Origin of the sequence: Ochrobactrum sp. C6C9, assembly GCF_022627935.1 — a bacterium.
Classification (GTDB): Bacteria; Pseudomonadota; Alphaproteobacteria; order Rhizobiales; family Rhizobiaceae; genus Brucella; species Brucella teleogrylli.
On the sequence record NZ_JABXGB010000005.1, the window covers coordinates 30,683 to 52,627 of the forward strand.

A 21,945-nucleotide genomic window follows, 5' to 3' on the forward strand; every position below is an offset into this window, starting at 1 on the left:
TGAAAAAGCAGTCCGTATCCGACGAAATGTCGCTTACTTGCAGTTCTGGATCGCGGCAAGCGCTGCCGAAACACCCTTCAGCGAATAGGTGTAATTGGTCTTGGTGCCGCGCTTCGACTGCGCTTCGACCTTGAGATCCTGACCGGACTTCATGGCTGCGATGAGCTTCGGCTCTTCGGCGGCGTTTTCCATCCAGCCCGACTTGCCGTTCACGAACATGGTGAAGCGGTTGCTGCCGACGCTGACGGTAACCTTGGCATTGGGGTTCAGATCGTAACCGGCCATGAACTGCGGCTCGAACGAGATGTTCTGGCCCGGCTTCTGGCTGATCAGGAAGAAATTGTCACCGTGATCGACCGAGGCGGGGGCCTTCACAGTCGGAACGGAGAGGACATAGCAAACCTTGCCGTTGCCCGCCTTGTAGCTATAGGCGCCCCAGGCGTCGAACTGTTTAATCTGGGTCGGTGTCTGGGCGAGGGCCGAGCCCGCCATTGCAATCGTAAACACCGAAGCCGCGACGATCGATTTTCCAAGCATGGTCTTTTACCGGTTCTCTTTCGTTTGCTTCAAACTCGAATATCGGGATGCCGCCGTTCAACACGCCGCCCCGCTCAGTTGCCGATTAAAGTGCCTTAATCTGGGTTACCAAACGGTGAAGTTTTGAAAGAAAACTTGAACGAGCAAGGGCTGGTGGCCATCCTGTGCTCAACTTCAATGCAAAGAAAGCGGCTGGAATATGACAGGAGGGGAGTAGGGCAGTAGGGGAATAAGAGAATAGGGAATTGTTTAACTTCACAATTAAGCGAGCATCCTTACTCCCTTACTCCCTTACTCCCTTACTCCCTTACTCCCTTACTCCCTTACCTTCTTCCAACGCCTGACGCGCTGCCAGCCGGTGCGCGGGCGTGATATGCGTGCGCACGGCGGTAAGAGCCGCCATCAGCACGGCGACGTCGTCGGTAAAGCCGATGCCGACCAGCATGTCGGGGATAATGTCGAAGGGCAGCACGAAATAGGCGAGCGCGGCCATCAGGGTCATGCGCACGCGTGTCGGCGTGTTCTGGTCGAGCGCGCAATAATAGGCGGCCACCACTTCATCCATGAAGGGCACCATGCGACCGGCGCGGCGCGCGGCCTTCCAGAAACCTTGCTTCACCCGTTCGCTGCGTTTCTTGAAATCGCTTTCGCTGCCGGGTTCAAGGATTTCACCAATTTTGACGCTATCCATCGTCGTGCAAACTCCTGTCAGTCAGATGTCGGCGTGAACAGAGCCGAAAATGACACGACCGAAAATGGGGGCAATCGACCCGGTTTTCAAGTTTTTGCTCGTTCAAGGCAGGAAGCATCCTGCAAGAACCATCAGCTACAACGGCCATGCCAAATCAAAGGAATATAGGTCCGGCCAGCCCAAGGTCAGTTTTGGGCTGGGTCAGCTTCTTGATCTGATTGAATGGAGACTGTTCATGCATCTTACCGGCTATGGAGAGAACTTTGTCCGTGCTGACCGGACAAGTCAGTTCTATCGCGGAAACCAGCTCGCATCGGCGCAGGATTTGAGCGACCACATCAATGTCGATGTGAAAGACAATGTTTGCTACGACGCGACGGCCTATATGCGCTTTCTTCTGGGGGCAGGCATTTCCGAGCATACCTTGCGCGGAACCTCCGGGCAAAACTGGATTCCGCTGCTGAATTTCCGTGCCGGAGAGCAATGGAACGGCTATTCCGCCATCACCTATGGCCGCGCCATCGGTTTCTACGACGTCAGAGCCGGGCATATTTTCCATTCGGCCATTGCAGTCGGCGATGTCTTTATCCGCAGCATCAATGGCGGCGCGCTCGGCCAGAACTGGGGCGATCGCGTCGATCTGACCAAAGCGCTGCCCTATTCGTGCCGAAACCGCGACGGCAGCTTCACTTATCAGAAGAAGAATATTATGGTTTATATTTCAAAGGTTTAAGAGCCTGTTCCAAAAGTCGCCCTGTGTGGCTGCAAATGGCAATTTGAGATTTGCATTCGCATAATCTCAACCGAAAAGTCTGCAACTTTTCGGCATTATGCGAGGCTTCCGGTGCTCACGTCCCAAAAGTACGCTCCGCTCCGGTACTCGAAAATCACCATTTTCGCACACAAATGCCGCGTTTTGATTCAGGCTCTAAGGGACAGCTATCGCGTTCATCTTGCGCGCCGTCTTGATGTCCAGCTCGGTAACGCCATTTTCGCTATGGGTCGCAAGCGTGACATCAACGCGATTATAAACGTTGAACCATTCTGGATGGTGGTCGAGTTTTTCGGCATAAAGTGCCGCCCGTGTCATGAAGCCGAAGGCAGCGCTGAAATCCTTGAACTTGAAGCTCTTGGTGATCGCCTCGCGATCCTCCAACTTCTGCCAGCCATCCAGTTCGGCCAACGCCTGTTTCAGTTCGTCTTCGGTCAACCGGTTGCGTGCCATCATCTTTCGCCTATGTTGCGGTTCTCGAACTAACTTATCATGAGCGCGAGGGTTCCGTGACCATAGAGAAACCGACTAGCATTCTTTTCATCTGCGCGGGCAATATCTGCCGTTCGCCGCTCGCCGAAGGCGTGATGGGACAGGTGCTTGAAGCACGCGGCATTCGCGATGTGCTGATCGATTCGGCGGGCACCAACGGTTATCACACCGGCGAAGCGCCAGATGAGCGTTCGGTGCGCGTGGCAGCCGGGCACGGGCTTGATATTTCCGCGCAGCGTTGCCGTCAGCTGACTGCGGGAGATTTCAGCCGCTTTGATCTCATCCTCGGCATGGACCGTTACAACATGCGGATGATCGCCGAGCGCAAGCCCGGCAATGTTGCAGCCCGCATCGGATTGTTCACCGAGATTGCAGAGGGAAAGCCGGTCGAAATCCCCGATCCCTATTATGGTGGCATCGGGGATTTCGAGCTGGTTTACCGGATGGTTCTGGCTTCCTCGAAAGCATTGGCCGACCAGTTCTGGCTGGAACGGGCCACCAAAGGCCACGCTTCCTCGACGATGTAAGGTCCGCCGCCCACGGAATCGCGCGACGACATCAGCACGAAACGCCCCACCTTGAAGGGTAGGGTCGCGAAATTGCCGCGCGAGGAGAGGTAATGCACCACATCATCGATGCGGGCATTCCGAAGACGCGCCAGGGTCACATGGGGAGTGAATTTGCGCGGATCGGCGGGAATGTGCAGTCTCTGGCAGATGCGTTCGATTTCCGCCTGCAATGCGTTGAGTTCAGGCGAGGGGGATACACCCGCATAAATGCTGTGCGGCTTTTTGGAGCCGAAAGCATTGACGCCTGACAGGTTGAGCATGAATTCGGGTCGCCGTACGCGGTCGAGCGCATTGGCGATCTCGTCGGCCACATGGCCTTCCACATCTCCGATAAAACGCAGCGTTATGTGGTAGTTTTCGACATCAATCCAGCGTGCGCCGGGGAGACCGCCTCGCAATAATGACAGCGAGAGCGCAGCATCGCGCGGGATTTCGAGGGCAGTGAAAAGACGCGGCATAAGGCATCCTCCTCGAAGCGTTCTGTGTCAGAGCGCTATGCGTCGTGGACGCATAAAGGACACTCTAACCTAGAGAGTCAAAGCATCGTACCTGTCAGAAATCGATTCGGCTAAGTCGATGCATTCGTAGCGAATCATCGTTTGGTTCCCGGGGCAAGCTGTTTATGCCCCTAACGGGTTTCAGCCTCCTGATGTCCCCTTGTTTTGCACATCGGACAGGCTTTTTTCGATTGTCGGCATAAAGTTTGCCACCATGGCTTCAACACCCTTTTCATTGGGGTGCATGCCATCCTCGAGCAAAAGCTCCTTCTTGGTTGCTACGCCGTCGAGGAAAAACGGGTAGAGCGGCACGCCATATTTCTGCGCCAGCTTCGGATAGATGGGGTTGAACTTGGCGGCATAGTCCTTGCCCATATTGGGCGGGGCCATCATGCCTGCCAGAATGACGGCAATACCGCGCTCCTTGAGACGCGCCAGCATGTCGTCGAGATTCTTTTCCGTGATGTCGGGCTGGATGCCGCGCAGCGCATCGTTAGCGCCGAGTTCAAGAATGACGAGATCGGTTCCATCGGGAATAGACCAGTCGATGCGCGACAGGCCGCCGGTGGTCGTATCGCCCGATACGCCTGCATTTTCGATTGAAACCTCGACGCCCTTGTCGTTGAGCGCTTTTTCAAGCTGCTGCGGAAAGGCGGCATTGGCGGGCAGGAGATAACCGGCCATCAGGCTGTCGCCGAAGCCCACAACCTTGACCTGCGAAAGCTGCTCGGTCGGCAAGGCGTCTTCAAGACCGGTCGGGTCTTCCTGCGTCGGCTCCTGCTGGGCATAGACGCTGCCCGCAAAAACCGATCCGAGGATCGCAAAAATCGAGAGCCATGCCGGAATTGAGAGTTTGAAACGCATCGTTGGCAACCCATATTCGGTAAAGGGATGAGCGACAGCTCACGGGATTGAATCAAATCTTGGCGCAACATAGGTTCAAATTTGTGGCGCGCTTTTCGGTTCTACACATACATATAGGAAGAAAACCGCGTGACGGAACAGGCTGTTGGCCCGATTATCGAACTTGAGAACGTTCATCTGACACTTGGCCATGCCGCCTCGTCGGTGCATGTGCTGAAGGGTGTCTCGCTGCATATTGCGCAAGGCCAGTCGGTTGGTATCGTCGGTCCATCCGGCTCGGGCAAATCCACACTTCTCATGGTTCTGGCTGGGCTGGAGCATGTTGATAACGGAACTGTGAAGATCGCGGGCGAGACGATCAGCCAGATGAGCGAGGATCAGGCCGCCGCTTTTCGTGGCGCCAATATAGGCATCGTCTTCCAGTCGTTTCACCTGATCCCCAATATGACGGCGCTGGAAAATGTGGCGGTGCCGCTGGAACTGGCTGGCCGCCGCGATGCATTCGAAGTCGCGGAGCGCGAGTTGAAAGCGGTTGGGCTTGGCGAACGTCTGACGCATTATCCGTCCGAACTTTCCGGCGGCGAGCAGCAGCGCGTGGCGATTGCCCGCGCCCTCGCGCCATCGCCGAAAATTCTGATTGCCGATGAACCGACCGGCAATCTCGACACCACAACGGGCCGTCAAATTGCCGATCTTCTCTTCGCCAAGCAACGCGAAAACGGGCTGACCATGGTGCTGGTCACGCATGATCCGTCGCTGGCGGCGCGCTGTGACCGTGAAATTCCCGTTCGGTCCGGTCGCATCGAAGACACCGCTGAAAAGGCCGGTGCGGTGCTTGAGAAACTGGCGGCAGACGCATGAGCCGAATGAAATCTTTTTCTCTCGCTCTCCGTTTTGCGCTGCGCGAAATGCGCGGGGGACTTGCCGGTTTCTATATTTTCCTGGCCTGTATCGCGCTCGGTGTGGCGGCCATCGGCGGCGTCAATTCGGTGGCGCGCTCGGTCAGTACCGGCATTGCGTCGGAAGGGCAGAGCATTCTGGGCGGTGATGTCAGCTTCGCGCTCAACCAGCGTGAGGCAACCGCCGATGAGCGTGCCTTCATCGAAAAGCAGGGCAGGATGGCGGAAAGCGCCACCATGCGCTCCATGGCCCGCATGCCGGACGGTTCCGACCAGTCGCTGGTCGAGGTGAAAGCCGTCGATGCCGCCTATCCGCTTTACGGCACGTTGAAAGTCGCACCGGAGCAGTCGCTGGCCGATATGACCGGCGAAAAGGACGGTGTTTACGGCGCTGCCGTCTCCCAGGATTTTCTCAACCGCATGGGCTTGTCGCTCGGCGCAAAAGTGCTGCTCGGCTCGCAAACCTTCGAACTGCGTGGCCTGATCGACAGCGAACCGGATCTCCTGTCATCCGGTTTCAATTTCGCGCCGCGTTTTATGGTTTCACTCGATGGCTTGCGCGCTTCCGGCCTGATCCAGCCCGGCAGCCTCGTCGATCATATCTACAAGGTCGCACTGCCCAACGGAGCGCCTGACACGGCGATTGCCGACGTGCGGCGACTGGCTGCCGCCGATTTTCCCGATGCCGGCTGGAATATCCGCTCGCGCGCCAATGCCGCTCCGTCGCTGAGCGCCAATATCGAGCGCTTCTCGCAATTCCTCACGCTGGTCGGCCTGACCGCTCTGATCGTCGGCGGCGTCGGCGTCGCCAATGCCGTGCGCGCCTATCTCGATGGCAAGCGCGGTGTGATCGCGACTTTCAAATCGCTCGGCGCGCCTGCGCGTTTTGCGGTGCTGGTCTATCTCACGCAAATCATGGTGATCGGCCTGATCGGCATCGTTCTCGGGCTCATTCTGGCGGCGGTCATTCCTTTTGCCGCCGCACTGGCGCTTGCCAATTATCTGCCGGTCGCCGGTGGCGGCGGCTTTTTCCCGGGCGCGCTGGCACTCGCTGCCGTCTTCGGCTTGATCACCACGCTTGCCTTCGCCATCATTCCGCTCGGACGCGCCCGTGACATTCCGGCGACGGCGCTTTTCCGCGAACAGGGTTTTGAGCAACGGGGTTGGCCAGCCCTGCTCTATCTCGGCTTAGCGGTTCTGTTGATCGCGGCTCTGGCCGGACTGGCGCTTTATGTCGCCTATGACCGGCGCATTGCGGCGATCTTTATCGTCTCGGCCATTGCTGCTTTCGGCGTGCTGCGGCTTGTGGCCGATGGCATACGCTGGCTTGCCCGCCGTGCGCCGCGGGTGCGCTCGACAGCGCTCCGGCTGGCCATCGGTAACATCTATCGCCCCGGTGCGCTCACCCCTTCCGTGGTGCTTTCGCTCGGCCTCGGCCTCACGCTGATGGTGGCGATTGCGCTGATCGACGGCAATCTGCGTCGTCAGGTCACTGAAAACATTCCCGCGCAGGCGCCCGATTTCTTCTTCGTGGACATTCAAAATCGCGACATCGGCGATTTCACCGGGCTGGTCAGCGGCATCGTGCCCGATGGCAAGCTCACTTCCGGTCCGATGCTGCGCGGACGCATTGTCGCCTTCAATGGTAAAAATGTGCGCGACATGACCATCCCGCCGGAAGCCGCCTGGGTGCTGCGTGGCGACCGTGGCATCACTTTCGCCGACAAGGTGCCGGAAAACTCGACGTTGAGCGAGGGCGAATGGTGGCCTGCCGATTATAGCGGCGAGCCGCTGGTTTCGTTCTCGGAGCGGGAAGGCAAGGAACTGGGCCTGAAGCTCGGCGACACGGTGACCGTCAATGTGCTGGGTCGCAACATCACTGCGAAGATTGCAAGTTTCCGTCAGGTGCAATGGGAAACACTGGCGATGAATTTCGTCATGGTGTTCTCGCCCAACACTTTTGCCGGTGCGCCCGCCACATGGCTTGCGACACTGACCATTCCTGATGGCCAGAAAAATCTGGCACCCGATGTGTTGCGGCAGGTCACGAAAACATGGCCCGCCGTCACGACCGTCAGCGTGACCGATGCGCTCAATGTCGCCAACGATCTCATCAGCCAGCTTGCAACCGCCATTCGCGCTGCGGCTTCCATTGCGCTGGCCGCCTCGGTGCTGGTGCTGGGCGGTGCACTGGCTGCGGGCAACCGCGCCCGGGTGCATGATGCGGTCGTTCTGAAGACGCTGGGCGCCACGCGGGGCACGCTGATCGCGGCCTATGTCCTGGAATATATGCTGCTCGGACTTGCAACGGCGGTGTTTGCGCTGGTCGCGGGCAGCGCTGCGGGCTGGTATGTCGTGGTCGAAATCATGAAGCTCAAGGCCAGCTTCCTGCCCGATGTGGCGCTGATGACGGTGGCCATTGCGCTGGTGCTGACGGTCGGGTTCGGGCTGGCCGGGACCTGGCGCGTTCTGGGCCAGAAGCCCGCGCAGGTGCTCAGAACAATATGAGTTATTTGTAATGCGGAGAGGGCGCAAAGCCTAAGCTATTGGAACCTATGGAGAATGCAGCCCGATTTTTCAAACCTGCGCTCGCGTTTTTTTACAGGCGGTACTTGTACGTGAGGGCCATAATCCCCATAATGTCAGGCAGGCATGCTGGAGTCCCGCCAGCGGCGCCTGGCGGCGGCTCGCCGGAATGAGCGCCCCGACACCGGACGGGACATGGCAAGAGGATTTAAGTCATGGCTGACTTTCGCAATATTCAGGCGCAGCAGAGGCCGGTAGGCGGCGCTCGCGCCGATGCAGGCATCGATCAGGGTTTGCGCAGCTATATGCTGGGCGTCTACAACATGATGGCTATCGGTTTGGCCGTTACCGGCCTTGCTGCATTCGCCGTTGCGGCACTCGCAACGACGACGGACCCGTCCGCAGCCGTCGCGCAGCTTGCCAATGGCAAGATGCTCACGGGCCTTGGCGTCGCGCTCTACACTTCGCCGCTGCGCTGGGTGGTGATGCTTGCGCCGCTGGCGGCAGTGTTCTTCCTGAGCTTCCGCATCGAACGTCTTTCGGTCTCGACCGCTAACGCCGTCTTCTGGGGCTATGCAGCTCTCGTCGGCCTGTCGCTGTCGTCGATCTTCCTGGTCTTCACGGGCCAGAGCGTCGTTCGCACCTTCTTCGTGACGGCTGCGTCCTTCGGTGCGCTGTCGCTCTACGGTTACACGACCAAGCGTGACCTGTCCGCTATGGGCTCGTTCCTGATCATGGGCCTGTTCGGCCTGATCCTGGCTTCGGTCGTCAACATCTTCCTTGGCTCCACCGCGCTGCAATTCGCAATCTCGGTGATCGGCGTTCTGATCTTCGCAGGCCTCACCGCCTACGACACCCAGTCGATCAAGGAAATGTATTACGAAGGCGATGCATCGGATACGCAGGGCCGCAAGATCGTTATGGGCGCGCTGCGTCTCTATCTCGACTTCATCAATATGTTCACCTTCCTGCTGCAGTTCATGGGCAACCGTGAATAGTCGCTGGATCAGGTTCTGAATGAAAAGGGCAGCGGAAACGCTGCCCTTTTTGCTTTTGTCCGGTCGCTTCCTGATGCATTCTGGAAATGTGTAAAATCATTTCTCCGGTTCTGCCTCATGCCCGTCGTCCGCGATTTCCACCCCACCGACATCGATGCCATCACTGCAATCTATACCGAAGCCGTGTTGAACGGCTCCGGTTCCTACGAGGTCGAGCCGCCATCGCGCGAAGACCTGCGCCAGCGCTTTGAGGGCTTCGTCGCGCAGGGTTTCCCTATTCTGATCGCGGAAGAGGATGGTGTGGTTCTGGGCTATTCCTATGCCAGCTATTTCCGCACCAGACCGGCCTATCGCTGGCTTGCAGAGGATTCGATCTATATCGCGCCCGAGGCCAAGAAGAGGGGCGTGGGCAAGCTTCTCCTGCGCGAACTGATCGAACGGGCCACCCAGCTCGGCTTCCGGCAGCTTTTGGCTGTCATCGGTGATGGCGAGAACAATATCGGCTCGGTGCGGCTGCATGAAAGCATGGGTTTCGTGCATTGCGGGCGGATTGAGGGTTCCGGCTTCAAGCATGGGCGCTGGCTGGATACGGTGCTGATGCAGCTGCCGCTCAATGGCGGGCGCACGCTGGAGCCGGGAGCACCGCCGCTTTCATGAATCAAATGGCGGGTCAGTGCACCCTTCGACAAGCTCACCCTTCGACAAGCTCAGGGGAGGGCGTTGCAGACTACGCTCCCCTCATCCTGAGGAGCCGTTGAAAACGGCGTCTCGAAGGATCGAAGGATCGAAGGATCAAGGGATCGAGGAACCGAAGGCTAATCAGGCCTCGACGAGTTTCAGGCTCTTGTCGAAAACGCGCAGCACACGGTCCAGTTCATGGCCGCGCTTCATGATCAGTCCGCTTGCAGCGATGACCGCGTAAGCGCCTTGCTTTTGCGCGAGCTTGGGATTTTTCTCGATCCGGAACAGCGGAACCTCGCTGGCGCGTCGGAAGATGGAAAAGACCGCCCGGTCGCTCAGATGGTCGATGGCATAGTCACGCCATGCACCGGCGGCGACCATGCGGCCATAGATGTTCAGAATCTTGCCAAGTTCATGCCGGTCGAAACTGATGGTGGCGGGAACCGGCCTTGCGCGGTCGAGAGAGACGACCTTTGGCGACGCGGACGCGTTGGACGAGGATGATGGATCCTCTGCGCTTGAAATATCCATGTCCTTCCTTTCAGCCCTGTGGGTGGCGAAGCGGCAGGTGCGCTTGATACGAAACGCATGACAGGAGGGTGATGCTTTTGTGAAACAAATTCAAGTGCGGGAAGGCGCGGCACCGTTCAAATGACCGGGATTTCCCTCATAAAACGCTGGATTTTGCACGCGGGCCGCTGTGCATTAGCTGTTCACGAAAAACGAAAGTCTGTCGGCAATGGTGATCGTTGAACACATTTTCGCCTTGTCAGCTTCGCATTCCAGCCTGATTATGGCTTCAGCATCTACGTGTTGCCTGAGACGGTTCGGTTCGGGTATGTCCGACCCCAAGCCCCCCGCCCAAAGGACTGCCCGAGCCGAACCAACTTTTTCGTCCGACCGAGCCGCAACACCTGATATTCCCGCCATATGACAGCTAACCTCACCCCATCCGGCCCGATGCCGAATGGATAATGGCTTGCGGCCGAATGCCTGCGATCAGAAGCCGACCGGCGCTTTCTGCTTGAACATGGCTGCGCCATGAATGCGCCCGAGCGAGTTGTCGTCCCGGGTTTCCTGAAGAATGACCGCGCAACCGGAAACATCCTTACGCTTCAATTCGGAAGCAGGGAGCTCGATTTTCAGCGGCTTGCCATCCCACATGCCGATCGTGTTGATCTCACTCACCGTGTTTCGGTAGGTGATATCCTGACCGGCATTCTCGCCTTCAGTGATTGGGATGGTGACCGCATCGCGGAAATAGAACAGAACGACATGCACCGGCGACTTTGGCTTTTCGCCAGCCCCGATCTCGATGGACAGGCGACCATCGTCGAGCCGGTTGATCGCAACCGGCACTGTCAGCTTGTCGGCGGCGACCTGTGCCTCGATCGCGCCCGCATCGCGCCCATTGACCTCCGCCTGACCATTGATGATGGCCTGCGGCGTATAGATCATGCGCGCGTTGAAGGAGTTACGGTAAGCATTCTGGCGGTCGGTATTATCCTGGGTGGCAAGCGTGTCGCGCCACCCCATATAATCCCAGTAATTGACGTGGAACGACAGCGCCAGCACGCTGGGGTCATCGGCGAACTTGGCAAAATTATCGTCCGCCTTCGGGCAGGACTTGCAGCCCTGACTGGTGAAAAGCTCTACCACCGCGGTTTTCTTGGGCGCTGCTTCAGCCGATGCAGAACCCTGCATGGAAACGCAACCGGTGAAAGCCAGCCCCAGAACGGCGCAGACATTGCGCCAGCCCGGCAGGGAATCGCCGGTCAGCCATGTGGCTGTTCCATAGAATGAGGGCTGAACGGTCACTTTGTATGATCCTGCATTAATTGACGATGACATCTATTATGTAGGAATTACGCCGATCAATGGGAATTCACGTTGCGGTGAGATTCAGCGGCGAGTGTGCTCTATTTGCGTCAGAAACGAAAAGGCCGCCGGATTGCTCCGGCGGCCTTTTTGTTTCAGTCGGGCGCTGATTAAGCAGCGAGATCGCGCAGAACGGTCTGCAGAATGCCGCCGTTCTTCATGTAGTCGAGCTCGTCCAGCGTATCGATGCGGCAGATGAGCGGAACCTTCTTCACCGAGCCGTCGGCATAGGTGATGGAAGCTTCGACCTTCTGACGCGGACGCACATCGGCCAGACCTTCGATGGTGACGATTTCGTCACCCTTGAGGCCCAGCGTCTGCCAGCTCGTGCCTTCCTCGAAGACGAAAGGCACAATGCCCATGCCGACGAGGTTGGAACGGTGGATACGCTCGAAAGACTGCGCAATCACGGCCTTCACGCCAAGCAGGTTGGTGCCCTTGGCAGCCCAGTCACGCGAAGAACCATTGCCATATTCGACGCCTGCGAAGACGACGAGCGGCACGCCCTCGGCCTTGTACTGCATGGCAGCATCATAGATCGAGGTTTCTTCCTTCGACGGGTAGTGGATGGTGTAGCCGCCTTCACGTCCGTTTTCGCCCAGCATGTGGTTGCGGATACGGATGTTGGCGAAGGTGCCGCGCATCATCACTTCATGGTTGCCGCGACGCGTGCCGTACTGGTTGAAGTCGGCAACGCCAACGCCATGGTCGATGAGGTACTTACCGGCAGGCGACTGCGCCTTGATCGAACCGGCAGGCGAAATGTGGTCAGTCGTGATCTTGTCGCCGAAGAGGCCAAGAATACGAGCACCCTTCACGTCGCCGATCGTGCCAGCCGACTTGCCCATGCCGACGAAGTAAGGCGGGTTCTGCACATAGGTCGAGTTGTCGTCCCATGCATAGGTCTGGCCCGCAGGAACCTGAACGGCCTGCCAGTTTTCGTCGCCCTTGAACACGTCCGCATATTTCTCCGAGAAGATTTTGCGGGTGACGTTCTTGGCGATGAAGTCCTGGATTTCCTGAGAGGAAGGCCAGATGTCGCGGAGGTATACCGGGTTGCCGTTCTGGTCTTCGCCAAGCGGCTCCTTGGTCAGGTCCTTGGTGACCGTACCGGCAAGAGCATGAGCGACGACAAGCGGTGGCGAAGCAAGGTAGTTTGCCTGTACATCCGGCGAAACGCGGCCTTCGAAGTTACGGTTGCCGGACAGAACGGCAGCCGCGATCAGGCCCTTTTCGTTGATGGTCTTGGAGATCGGTGCCGGCAGCGGACCGGAATTGCCGATGCAGGTCGTGCAGCCGAAGCCGACGAGGTTGAAGCCGAGCGCATCGAGATCCTTCTGGAGACCGGCGGATTCGAGATAGGCGGCAACGACCTGAGAGCCGGGCGCGAGCGAGGTCTTGACCCAAGGCTTGGTCTTGAGGCCCTTGGCGACGGCGTTGCGGGCCAGAAGACCGGCAGCGATCAACACGCTCGGGTTCGAGGTGTTGGTGCAGGACGTGATAGCGGCAATCACCACATCGCCATGGCCGAGGTCGAAATCTTCGCCTTCGACGGCATAGCGCGTGGTCTGGCCGGTGGTCTTCTTGTATTCGTTTTCGAGCGAGGTCGCGAAACCGGACCCGATGTTTTCCAGCGGAATGCGGCCTTCCGGACGCTTCGGGCCGGCCATCGAGGGAACAACATCGCCCATGTCGAGTTCGAGAACGTCGGTGAAGACCGGATCGGCTGCACCCTTGTCGCGCCACATGCCCTGCGCACGGCAGTATGCTTCAACCAGCTCGATGCGATGTTCGTCGCGACCGGTGGTGTTCATGTAGTTCAGCGTTTCGCTGTCAACCGGGAAGAAGCCGCAGGTTGCGCCATATTCCGGACCCATATTTGCGATGGTCGCACGGTCGGCCAGCGTCATGTTTTCGAGGCCTTCGCCGAAGAATTCGACGAACTTGCCGACAACGCCCTTCTTGCGCAGCATCTGCGTGACGGTGAGCACGAGGTCGGTCGCGGTGACACCTTCCTTGACTTTGCCGGTCAGGCGGAAGCCGACGACTTCCGGCAGAAGCATGGAAACCGGCTGGCCGAGCATGGCAGCTTCAGCTTCGATGCCGCCCACGCCCCAGCCCAGAACGCCAAGGCCGTTGACCATGGTGGTGTGGCTGTCGGTGCCGACGCAGGTGTCGGGATAAGCGACGGTTTCGCCGTCTTCTTCCTTGGTCCAGACTGCCTGGGCCAGATATTCGAGGTTCACCTGATGGCAGATGCCGGTGCCTGGAGGAACAACGCGGAAGTTCTGGAACGCCTGCTGACCCCACTTCAGGAAGCGGTAGCGTTCGCCATTGCGCTGATATTCGAGGTCCACATTGGCCTTGAATGCGCTTGGATTGCCGAATTCGTCAACGATGACCGAGTGATCGATGACCAGATCGACGGGCACGAGCGGGTTGATCTTTTCCGGGTCGCCGCCGAGCGCCTTGAGGCCGTCGCGCATGGCTGCAAGGTCGACAACAGCTGGAACGCCGGTGAAATCCTGCATGAGAACGCGGGCCGGGCGGTAGGCGATTTCTGCACCGGCTTTGCCGCGGTCGGCCAGCCACTTGGCGACAGCTTCAATATCCGACTTCTTGACGGAGCGGTCGTCCTCGAAGCGAAGCAGGTTCTCAAGAAGAACCTTCATGGAGAAAGGAAGCTTGGAAACGCCTTCGAGGCCGTTCTTTTCGGCTTCGGTCAGGCTGTAATAGACATAGTCTTTACCGCCGACGGTGAGGGTTTTGCGACATTTGAAGCTGTCAATGTGTGACACTGCGTTCGTCCTTATGCTACTGGCCGGAAAACCAGGACGAACGCCTAGGCTAGCGTTTCAAGGACGCGCCAAGGTGCGGGTGCAGTCATTTCCGCTGTCCGTCCCGAAGCCTGGGTCCTCACGGGCGCCAGGTGTTTGAGATCGGCCAAAAATGGTTTCCACGCCGACCGCTGGCGTGGTAGCCCTCATATAGAGAGTTTTCTAAAACGATTCCAGACTGAATTTCGTGAATTCGCTGCCTTGCGGCGAAATGTTGCGATCCTTCCGTTCGTTCCCGAAACTCTGGGAGACGGTTGGTTTTTGAGGAGAGAAAATGCGGCTTGAGGCCGAAAATCTGGGTGGCGAACGGGGTGGCGAGACGATCTTCTCCAACCTTTCTTTCACGCTCGATGGCGGGGAGGCGCTGGTTGTGACCGGCCCGAACGGGTCCGGCAAATCCACCTTGCTGCGAATCATCTGCGGTCTGCTCGCGCCGGAAGAAGGCCGGATCGCACTGATCGAGGACGGCGCATCGCTGCCCGTGCAGGCGGCCTGTCATTATCTCGGCCATCAAAATGCGATGAAACCGGCCTTGAGCGTGCGCGAAAATCTTTTGTTCTGGCAGCGTTTTAACGGCGCGGGAGCGCTCGACATTGATGACGCGCTGGAAGCTGTCAACCTGCCCGGCGTCGAACATCTGCCTTTCGGCTATCTCTCCACCGGGCAAAAGCGCCGCGTCTCCATAGCCAAGCTTCTGGTCAGCCATCGCCCGCTATGGATTGTCGATGAGCCGACCGCCGGTCTCGACAAGGCGTCGGAAACCCGTTTTGCCGTGCTGATGCGCGACCATCTGCAACAGGGCGGCATGATCATTGCCGCCACGCATATTCCGCTGGGGCTGGAAGGTGCGAACACGCTCGATATGGCCAGATTCTCGCATGAGGCGTTTTGATGCTGGCGCTGTTCCTTCGCGACATGCGCCTGAGCTTTCGCGCGGGCGGCGGTGCGCTGGTCGGCATATTGTTCTTTCTCGCTGTTATTTCGGTGATGCCATTCGGCGTCGGCCCGGACCTCAATCTGCTGGCGCGGATCGGTCCGGCCATGCTGTGGATCGGCGCCTTGCTGGCGACGCTGCTCGGCCTCGACCGGCTCTTTCAGGCCGACCGTGACGATGGCTCGCTCGATCTGCTGCTGATCGGCTCCGACCGTCACATGCTGGCGCTCACGGTTCTGGTCAAATGCGTCGCCCATTGGACGGCGAGTGTCTTGCCGCTGGTAATCGCCTCGCCCATGCTCGGCCTGTTCATGAATATGGATGCGGCGGCAATCGGTGCCACAACCCTGACGCTTCTGGTCGGCACACCCGCCATCGCCTTTGTCGGTGCGGTGGGTGCGGCGCTGGCGGTGGCGCTGCCGCGCGGCGGACTGCTTGTTTCGGTCATCGTGCTGCCGCTCACCATTCCGGTTCTCATTTTTGGTGTATCTGCTTCTTACGGAGCGACGGTAGACAACGCCCCCTTTCTGGCTCCATTTCTGGTGCTTGCCGCACTGACGCTGTTTTTCGCTGTGCTGGGGCCGCTGGCCGCGAGCGCGGCGCTGAAGAATTCGGCGGATTGAGCATGATCCCGAAAAGTGGGAACCGCCTTCGCGGGGAAAACAGTCCACTGGACTGTTTTCTGATCCCGCTACGATCGGAATCGGATCATGCTCGACCGATTGACGCAGTTGAGCGCGGTCAATTGAACGGCATAAGGGGGGAGGTTAAGTATAGGTCATGACGAAAGACGCCGTGAAAACCGCAAGCTGGCTCGATATGGCCAATCCCACACGCTTCCTCGCTTTTGCGGGCAAGGTTTTGCCGTGGCTGGCGGGGCTTGCCGTTCTGTTCCTTGCCGCCGGTCTCGGTATGGTTTTCCTGTCGCCGGACGATTACCAGCAGGGCCTCACAGTCCGCATCATGTATATCCATGTGCCTTTCGCATGGCTTTCCATGATGTGTTACTCGATCATGGCAGTGTCGGCTCTCGGCACACTGGTCTGGCGGCATCCGCTGGCTGATGTCTCGATCCGGGCCGCAGCGCCACTGGGCGCGGTGTTCACGGCTTTGGCGCTTGCCACGGGTTCGCTCTGGGGTAAGCCCATGTGGGGCACGTGGTGGGTGTGGGATGCACGCCTGACCTCGGTTTTCGTGCTGTTCCTGATGTATCTCGGTATCATCGCGCTATCGCGCGCCTTCGCCGATCCGGCCAAGAGTGCCAAGCCGGTGGCGGTGCTGACGCTGGTGGGCTTCATCAACATCCCGATCATCAAATTCTCGGTCGACTGGTGGAACACGCTGCACCAGCCAGCTTCTGTTTTCCGCATAGGCGGGCCGACCATCGATGGCTCCATGTTGCGACCATTGTTCGTGATGGCGATTGGCTTCACGCTGCTGTTCCTTGCGCTGCATATGATGGCGATGCGCAACGAAATCTGGCGTCGCCGCGTGGCTTCGATGAAGAAACTGGCCGCCCGCAACGCTGATCGCAAACGCGGCAAACAAATGCAGGAGGAGGGCGCGGTATGAGCAATCATCTAGGCTTCGTCATGGCCGCTTATGGCATCACCATCGCGGCGCTTATCCTGACCGTTGGCTGGATATTTATCGATCAGCGTATCCAGAAAAACGAACTAAAGCGGCTTGAGGCGCAGGGCGGGCGCCGCCGCTCATCAAAGGCGCCGGTTCAATGACGGAAACGACGCAAAAGCACGCCGCGCCGAAAAAGCGCGCCACATGGGTAGCGCTGCTTCCATTGCTGGTGTTTGTGGGGCTTGCAGCCGTCTTTGCCGTGCAGCTTTTGTCCGGCAAGGACAGTTCCGCTATTCCATCTGCTTTGATCGGCAAGCAAGCGCCGCAAACCAATCTCCCGGCGGTCGAAGGCCTGATGCGCGATGGCGTTCCGGTGCCGGGCCTCAACAGCGAAGATTTCAAAACGGGTCCGGGGGGCAAGCTGACACTGGTGAATGTCTGGGGATCGTGGTGCGTTCCCTGCCGTCAGGAGCATCCGCTCCTGATGGAAATCGCCAGGGACAGCCGCATCCGTCTGGTGGGCCTTAACTACAAGGACCAGCCCGAAAACGCCCGCCGCTTTCTGGGCGATCTCGGCAATCCCTTTGCCGCTGTCGGTGCCGACCGTGCCGGTCGGTCAGCCATCGAATGGGGCGTCTACGGCGTGCCGGAAACCTTCCTCGTCGGCCCCGATGGCAAGATCATTTACAAGCATGTCGGCCCGTTCACGCCGGAGTCGGTGCGGGATGATCTGATGCCTGCGGTGGAAAAGGCCTTTCAATAATCATCGACCTTACAACGTCGTGGTTTATGGACGTTGCTGCGCTGCTCTTTTCCCTCATCCTGAGGAGCTGTTGAAAACAGCGCATCACCCTGAGCTTGTCGAAGGATCGAAGGGCTGAGGGAAAAACGCACATCTCCCCTCAGCCCTTCGAGACGGTTCCCTTCGCAAGCTCAGGGCCCCTCCTCAGGATGAGGGGGGCGAAGCAACGGGTTTACAACGAGCAGATTATGAAAAAGCCCCGCGTTTGCGGGGCTTTTGCTTTTCTTTTGATCAATCCAATCAATCCGGCAATTTCCGCACCGCACCCTTGGCGGCGCTGGTTGCCATGGAAGCATAGGCCTTCAGCGCGGTGGAAATCTTGCGCTTGCGCTCTTCGGCTGGCTTCCAGCCTGTTGCTTCCTGCTCTGCGCGGCGTTCGGCCAGCGTCGCATCGTCCACGGCGAGGTGGATCTTGCGGTTCGGAATGTCGATATCGATGATATCGCCTTCGCGCACCAGACCGATCGTGCCGCCTTCGGCTGCTTCCGGTGAAACATGGCCGATGGAGAGGCCCGACGAGCCGCCCGAGAAACGACCGTCGGTAATCAGCGCGCAGGCTTTGCCGAGGCCTTTCGACTTCAGATAGCTGGTCGGATAGAGCATTTCCTGCATGCCGGGGCCGCCGCGTGGGCCTTCATAGCGGATCAGCACGATATCGCCAGCCTTGATCTTGCCGTTCAAAATGCCGAGTACCGCCGTATCCTGGCTTTCGAAGATGCGAGCCGGACCGGAGAATTTCAGGATGGAATCATCCACGCCTGCCGTTTTCACGATGCAGCCGTCTTCCGCCAGATTGCCGTAAAGCACGGCCAGACCGCCATCCTGACTAAACGCGTGTTCCTTGGAGCGGATAACGCCCTTTTCGCGGTCGGTATCGACGCTATCAAAGCGGCGCTCCTGGCTGAATGCCACCTGCGTCGGCACGCCTCCCGGTGCCGCCGAATAGAACTTGTGCACCATTTCGCTGTTGGTACGGGTCACGTCCCAATGATCCAGCGCCTTGGCAACCGTCTGACTGTGCACGGTCGGCAGATCGGTATTGATCAGGCCCGCTTTGTCGAGCTGGCCGAGAATGCCCATGATGCCGCCCGCACGGTGCACATCTTCCATGTGAACCGTATTGTTGGCAGGGGCGACCTTGCAAAGCACCGGCACGCGGCGCGACAGGCGGTCGATATCGGCCATGGTGAAATCGATTTCGGCTTCCTGCGCGGCGGCGAGAAGATGCAGAACCGTATTGGTCGAACCGCCCATGGCGATGTCGAGCGTCATGGCGTTTTCAAACGCCGGGAAGCTTGCAATCGAGCGCGGCAGCACGCTTTCATCGTCCTGCTCGTAATAACGGCGGGCGAGATCGACGACTAGATGGCCGGCTTCTACGAAGAGGCGCTTGCGGTCGGCATGGGTTGCGAGCGTCGAGCCGTTGCCCGGCAGTGACAGGCCAAGCGCTTCGGTGAGGCAGTTCATCGAGTTTGCGGTGAACATGCCCGAGCACGAACCGCAGGTCGGGCAGGCGGAGCGTTCAATCGTCTTGACCTGCTCGTCGGTATAGTGATCGTCGGCAGCGGCGACCATGGCGTCAACCAGGTCGAGCTTCTTGATCTGGTCGTCCCAGACGACCTTGCCGGCTTCCATCGGTCCGCCCGAAACGAACACGACCGGGATATTCAGGCGAAGTGCCGCCATCAGCATGCCGGGGGTGATCTTGTCGCAGTTGGAAATGCAGACCATCGCATCGGCGCAATGGGCATTGACCATATATTCGACCGAGTCGGCGATGAGTTCGCGCGATGGCAGCGAATAGAGCATGCCGTCATGGCCCATGGCGATACCGTCATCGACCGCGATGGTGTTGAATTCCTTGGCCACGCCGCCAGCACTTTCGATTTCGCGCGCGACGAGCTGGCCGAGATCCTTGAGGTGAACGTGGCCCGGCACGAACTGTGTGAACGAGTTCACCACAGCAATAATCGGCTTGCCGAAATCCTCATCCTTCATGCCGGTGGCGCGCCATAGGCCGCGCGCACCCGCCATATTGCGGCCGTGGGTGGTTGTTCGCGAACGATAAGGAGGCATTTTCTGACCTTTTAGGAATTATTCTAACTTTATAATGCGGTATGACAGAACCACCCGCAGCAGGCAAAGCGCAAATTGCCCCATATTGCCAGAAGCGGGACCATTTGCCGGTTTACGGACAACGAAAGGGGTTCTCTCGTGCGCAGGCTTTCGCAGGCGCAATTGACCTCAATCTAGCAGGTTCTTGTTATAATGCAAAAGAATTTGAGCTCAAAACGTAACGAAATTGCTTGAACTCAATTTGCTGCTGTCCCCATGGCTGTGTCGAGAAGGGCATTTGCCATCTTCATACGCTGTTCCGCATCGGCGCGAAACTCTTGTGGCAGGCGGTCTGGATGATTGCTCGCGGCAAAGGAGCGACGCAGGCGTTGAAGCTCAGCGCGCGTCAGGCCGGGGCGAAGGTTCAACTCTTGCCGTATCGCGTCGCGCGACTGGTTTTGCATGCGCTCAGCGATTGCTTGCCGTTCGGTCTCTCGCTGGCCGCTCTCGGCCGACTTTTCCTCAACATCGAAAAGCGGCGCAAGATCGATTTCCGGGCGTGAGGGTGCGGCACTATCGCCCAACCTTGCCGAAAAGAACGCCGATGCAAGATTGATCTGCGACCGGCGACCGGCCTCTTCCTGACCGGAATTCGCCTCGGTTTCTTTCAGGACAGTCGCAAAATCTGGGAACGCCCGCCGCATCGGTCTCAGCGCACCGCGCCGGCTGAAAGGGCGGTTGCCAGCGTGCGGGTCAGTATGGTGGGCGGGATCGGCTTCTGAAAGACCGGCACTTCAGGATAGCGCGCCGCAAGCTCGGCGGGCAGCCCGCCGCCGGTATGGATGACGACGAATGTGTTGCGGCTTTTCAGCCGGTCCAGGATAGGTTCCACATTGCCGTCAATCAGATTGACATCGAGGATGGCGGCATCGACTTCATTGCGATTAATGAGATCCATGGCCTGCCGGACAGTGCCGACCGGACCGACAACCGTTCCGTTCGCGTCTTCCACAGTCGCGGCAACGTCGAGAGCGACGAAAATTTCGTCCTCCACAACCAGTATGCGTCGCTGTTCAAGATCGTTCATCACTGTCTTTCACCTCTGCGGGAGCCCACTGAGCGAGGCCCGCGCTTCCATACAGAAAATGCGCGAACACAGAAGGTAGTTCCCTTCGCCGCATGATAATTCACTTATGGTGAATCAAATCTTTACCGCCGGAAGGGTGCTCCAGAAGGTAATTAGCCGATAATCAGAATGCCGTGAAAGTCAGCGTTGTCAGGGACCGCACGATATGCGGGATATTGAGCACATTGTCGTTGATGAACTTGCCGATATCGTCGCCCTCGGCGATATAGATTTTCGCCAGCAGGTCGAATTCACCGCTGGTCGAATAAAGCTCGGACACAATCTCGCGCTGAAAGAGAGTGTCGGCAACCTCATAGGTTTTGCCGGGAGCGCACTGCAGTTGCAGGAATACGGGCTTCATGTCTCTACCTTTCGCATCGATGGCGGCGTTCGAGGTTTCAAACACGGTCGGGCTGGCGAAATCAAGAGCCATTGCGGAATGAGGGCTTATCAATCGCTGCAAATCCTGTTCGAAACCCGACTGACGGCCCGGCCAAAAGCTGTGGTCAAAAAGAGCATTGGGTCATAATTGCTCTGGTAATATATCAATTTCAGGTGATGATCGGCTTTGCGTCCCAAATCGCTGTTATAGTCCCGCGCTTCGCATCGGGAACAATTTTCGACATATATCGATGCATTTCGAGGAGTATCCGAAAGTCTCATGAAGTTTATGTCTGTTTTGTCCCCGGCCTTTGCCCTCGCTTGCCTTGTTTCCCTGGTTTCGATGGCATCGCCTGCTTCCGCGATGAATGCGTCCGAGAAAGCGCAGCTCGAAAAGCTCGATCCGGTAACCCGTCTGGAACAGCGCTGCGATGTCGAGGCCATGGAGCGGATTACCCGCGAACAGAATAAATTTTCGGTCGATAAGGTGCTGGCCTATGCTTTTTCCGATCCGGTGACGAAGAAGAATTCCATTGCGGCAGACGGTGCTGCCTTCCGCAGCCGCGAGCACTGGTACAAGCTCGCCTTTACCTGCAAGACGGATGATGAACACATCAATATAACGTCTTTTCAATATGATATTGGCGACGAAGTCCCCGCCGACCAGTGGGACAAGCACTATCTGGTGCCGTGATTCAATAAAATCGCTGTATTTATAAATAACTGATAATCTTTGCGTCAAAGATTACAGCGCGCGGCATTCTTTCATTGCGCTCGTTCAATATTCCGAAATAATTGGGATTGCCAGCTGGGGGCGATGTGTGGTCTCTC

At 58.3% G+C, this 21,945-nt stretch carries 24 protein-coding genes; 12 read left to right on the forward strand and 12 right to left on the reverse strand.

Annotated features, from left to right (window positions below; genetic code table 11):
* Positions 1 to 33: 33 nt before the first annotated feature.
* Positions 34 to 537: an invasion associated locus B family protein gene (locus HWD97_RS05195; protein ID WP_113533733.1), complete on the reverse strand. Its 504-nt coding sequence runs from the start codon at positions 535 to 537 to the stop codon at positions 34 to 36.
* A gap of 307 nt (positions 538 to 844) precedes the next feature.
* Positions 845 to 1,228, reverse strand: a complete 384-nt coding sequence (locus HWD97_RS05200) for a YkvA family protein (RefSeq protein ID WP_109368122.1) — start codon at positions 1,226 to 1,228, stop codon at positions 845 to 847.
* A 49-nt stretch (positions 1,229 to 1,277) separates the two neighbouring features.
* Here HWD97_RS05200 and HWD97_RS05205 point away from each other — a divergent pair, with 49 nt between their 5' ends.
* Positions 1,278 to 1,961, forward strand: coding sequence for a hypothetical protein (locus HWD97_RS05205; protein ID WP_339440141.1), 684 nt, complete (start codon positions 1,278 to 1,280; stop codon positions 1,959 to 1,961).
* Positions 1,962 to 2,156: 195 nt separating this feature from the next.
* Here HWD97_RS05205 and HWD97_RS05210 read toward each other — a convergent pair whose 3' ends face one another.
* Positions 2,157 to 2,453 carry a 4a-hydroxytetrahydrobiopterin dehydratase gene (locus HWD97_RS05210; RefSeq protein ID WP_371834873.1) on the reverse strand — a complete coding sequence of 99 codons (297 nt, stop codon included), beginning with the start codon at positions 2,451 to 2,453 and terminating at the stop codon, positions 2,157 to 2,159.
* A gap of 56 nt (positions 2,454 to 2,509) precedes the next feature.
* Between HWD97_RS05210 and HWD97_RS05215 the strand changes: the two genes are divergently transcribed.
* Entirely contained in the window at positions 2,510 to 3,019 is a 510-nt protein-coding gene (locus HWD97_RS05215; RefSeq protein ID WP_339440140.1) for a low molecular weight protein-tyrosine-phosphatase, read from the forward strand.
* Here HWD97_RS05215 and thpR read toward each other — a convergent pair.
* Together thpR and HWD97_RS05225 are read right to left on the reverse strand one after the other, a co-directional pair.
* Complete coding sequence (thpR, locus tag HWD97_RS05220) at positions 2,929 to 3,519, reverse strand: RNA 2',3'-cyclic phosphodiesterase (protein WP_109368125.1); 591 nt, start codon at positions 3,517 to 3,519, stop codon at positions 2,929 to 2,931. The genes HWD97_RS05215 and thpR overlap by 91 nt on opposite strands.
* Before the next feature lie 180 nt (positions 3,520 to 3,699).
* Positions 3,700 to 4,422, reverse strand: a complete 723-nt coding sequence (locus HWD97_RS05225) for an arylesterase (protein WP_109368126.1) — start codon at positions 4,420 to 4,422, stop codon at positions 3,700 to 3,702.
* Between the two features lie 129 nt (positions 4,423 to 4,551).
* On the opposite strand from HWD97_RS05225, the gene HWD97_RS05230 reads away from it, so the two are divergent.
* From HWD97_RS05230 to HWD97_RS05245, 4 genes are all read left to right on the forward strand, one after another.
* Positions 4,552 to 5,283, forward strand: coding sequence for an ATP-binding cassette domain-containing protein (locus HWD97_RS05230; RefSeq protein ID WP_171316865.1), 732 nt, complete (start codon positions 4,552 to 4,554; stop codon positions 5,281 to 5,283).
* On the forward strand, positions 5,280 to 7,829 hold the full coding sequence (locus HWD97_RS05235) for an ABC transporter permease (RefSeq protein WP_371834852.1): 2,550 nt from the start codon (positions 5,280 to 5,282) through the stop codon (positions 7,827 to 7,829). The genes HWD97_RS05230 and HWD97_RS05235 overlap by 4 nt, the downstream gene beginning before the upstream one ends.
* Positions 7,830 to 8,062: 233 nt before the next feature.
* The gene (locus tag HWD97_RS05240) at positions 8,063 to 8,845 is read left to right on the forward strand and encodes a Bax inhibitor-1/YccA family protein (protein ID WP_109368129.1); all 783 of its coding nucleotides are present in this window, start codon (positions 8,063 to 8,065) and stop codon (positions 8,843 to 8,845) included.
* Positions 8,846 to 8,962: 117 nt separating this feature from the next.
* Positions 8,963 to 9,502: an N-acetyltransferase family protein gene (locus tag HWD97_RS05245; protein WP_371834853.1), complete on the forward strand. Its 540-nt coding sequence runs from the start codon at positions 8,963 to 8,965 to the stop codon at positions 9,500 to 9,502.
* A gap of 162 nt (positions 9,503 to 9,664) precedes the next feature.
* Here HWD97_RS05245 and HWD97_RS05250 read toward each other — a convergent pair whose 3' ends face one another.
* The 3 genes from HWD97_RS05250 to acnA all read right to left on the reverse strand — a co-directional run bounded on the left by HWD97_RS05250 (position 9,665) and on the right by acnA (position 14,202).
* Entirely contained in the window at positions 9,665 to 10,057 is a 393-nt protein-coding gene (locus HWD97_RS05250) for a DUF2794 domain-containing protein (RefSeq protein ID WP_371834854.1), read from the reverse strand.
* A 468-nt stretch (positions 10,058 to 10,525) separates the two neighbouring features.
* Positions 10,526 to 11,260 (reverse strand): thioredoxin family protein, encoded by a 735-nt coding sequence (locus tag HWD97_RS05255; RefSeq protein WP_339441024.1) that lies wholly within the window; start codon positions 11,258 to 11,260, stop codon positions 10,526 to 10,528.
* Between the two features lie 254 nt (positions 11,261 to 11,514).
* Entirely contained in the window at positions 11,515 to 14,202 is a 2,688-nt protein-coding gene (gene acnA / locus HWD97_RS05260; RefSeq protein WP_121537044.1) for an aconitate hydratase AcnA, read from the reverse strand.
* A gap of 313 nt (positions 14,203 to 14,515) precedes the next feature.
* Between acnA and ccmA the strand changes: the two genes are divergently transcribed.
* From ccmA to HWD97_RS05285, 5 genes are all read left to right on the forward strand, one after another.
* Complete coding sequence (ccmA, locus tag HWD97_RS05265) at positions 14,516 to 15,133, forward strand: heme ABC exporter ATP-binding protein CcmA (RefSeq protein ID WP_121537046.1); 618 nt, start codon at positions 14,516 to 14,518, stop codon at positions 15,131 to 15,133.
* Positions 15,133 to 15,798, forward strand: a complete 666-nt coding sequence (gene ccmB / locus HWD97_RS05270) for a heme exporter protein CcmB (protein WP_121537048.1) — start codon at positions 15,133 to 15,135, stop codon at positions 15,796 to 15,798. Before ccmA ends, ccmB begins: the two co-directional genes overlap by 1 nt.
* Positions 15,799 to 15,955: 157 nt before the next feature.
* On the forward strand, positions 15,956 to 16,747 hold the full coding sequence (locus tag HWD97_RS05275) for a heme ABC transporter permease (RefSeq protein WP_121537050.1): 792 nt from the start codon (positions 15,956 to 15,958) through the stop codon (positions 16,745 to 16,747).
* Positions 16,744 to 16,911 (forward strand): heme exporter protein CcmD, encoded by a 168-nt coding sequence (ccmD, locus tag HWD97_RS05280; RefSeq protein WP_371834855.1) that lies wholly within the window; start codon positions 16,744 to 16,746, stop codon positions 16,909 to 16,911. The genes HWD97_RS05275 and ccmD overlap by 4 nt, the downstream gene beginning before the upstream one ends.
* The gene (locus HWD97_RS05285) at positions 16,908 to 17,513 is read left to right on the forward strand and encodes a DsbE family thiol:disulfide interchange protein (RefSeq protein WP_121537054.1); all 606 of its coding nucleotides are present in this window, start codon (positions 16,908 to 16,910) and stop codon (positions 17,511 to 17,513) included. Before ccmD ends, HWD97_RS05285 begins: the two co-directional genes overlap by 4 nt.
* A gap of 279 nt (positions 17,514 to 17,792) precedes the next feature.
* Here HWD97_RS05285 and ilvD read toward each other — a convergent pair whose 3' ends face one another.
* From ilvD to HWD97_RS05305, 4 genes are all read right to left on the reverse strand, one after another.
* Entirely contained in the window at positions 17,793 to 19,628 is a 1,836-nt protein-coding gene (gene ilvD / locus HWD97_RS05290; protein WP_121537056.1) for a dihydroxy-acid dehydratase, read from the reverse strand.
* Between the two features lie 236 nt (positions 19,629 to 19,864).
* Complete coding sequence (locus HWD97_RS05295; RefSeq protein WP_121537058.1) at positions 19,865 to 20,311, reverse strand: hypothetical protein; 447 nt, start codon at positions 20,309 to 20,311, stop codon at positions 19,865 to 19,867.
* Between the two features lie 5 nt (positions 20,312 to 20,316).
* Positions 20,317 to 20,694 carry a response regulator gene (locus HWD97_RS05300; protein WP_109368140.1) on the reverse strand — a complete coding sequence of 126 codons (378 nt, stop codon included), beginning with the start codon at positions 20,692 to 20,694 and terminating at the stop codon, positions 20,317 to 20,319.
* Positions 20,695 to 20,857: 163 nt separating this feature from the next.
* Positions 20,858 to 21,094 carry an Lrp/AsnC ligand binding domain-containing protein gene (locus tag HWD97_RS05305; RefSeq protein WP_109370141.1) on the reverse strand — a complete coding sequence of 79 codons (237 nt, stop codon included), beginning with the start codon at positions 21,092 to 21,094 and terminating at the stop codon, positions 20,858 to 20,860.
* A 300-nt stretch (positions 21,095 to 21,394) separates the two neighbouring features.
* Between HWD97_RS05305 and HWD97_RS05310 the strand changes: the two genes are divergently transcribed.
* On the forward strand, positions 21,395 to 21,808 hold the full coding sequence (locus tag HWD97_RS05310; RefSeq protein ID WP_371834856.1) for a DUF930 domain-containing protein: 414 nt from the start codon (positions 21,395 to 21,397) through the stop codon (positions 21,806 to 21,808).
* Positions 21,809 to 21,945: the final 137 nt, after the last annotated feature.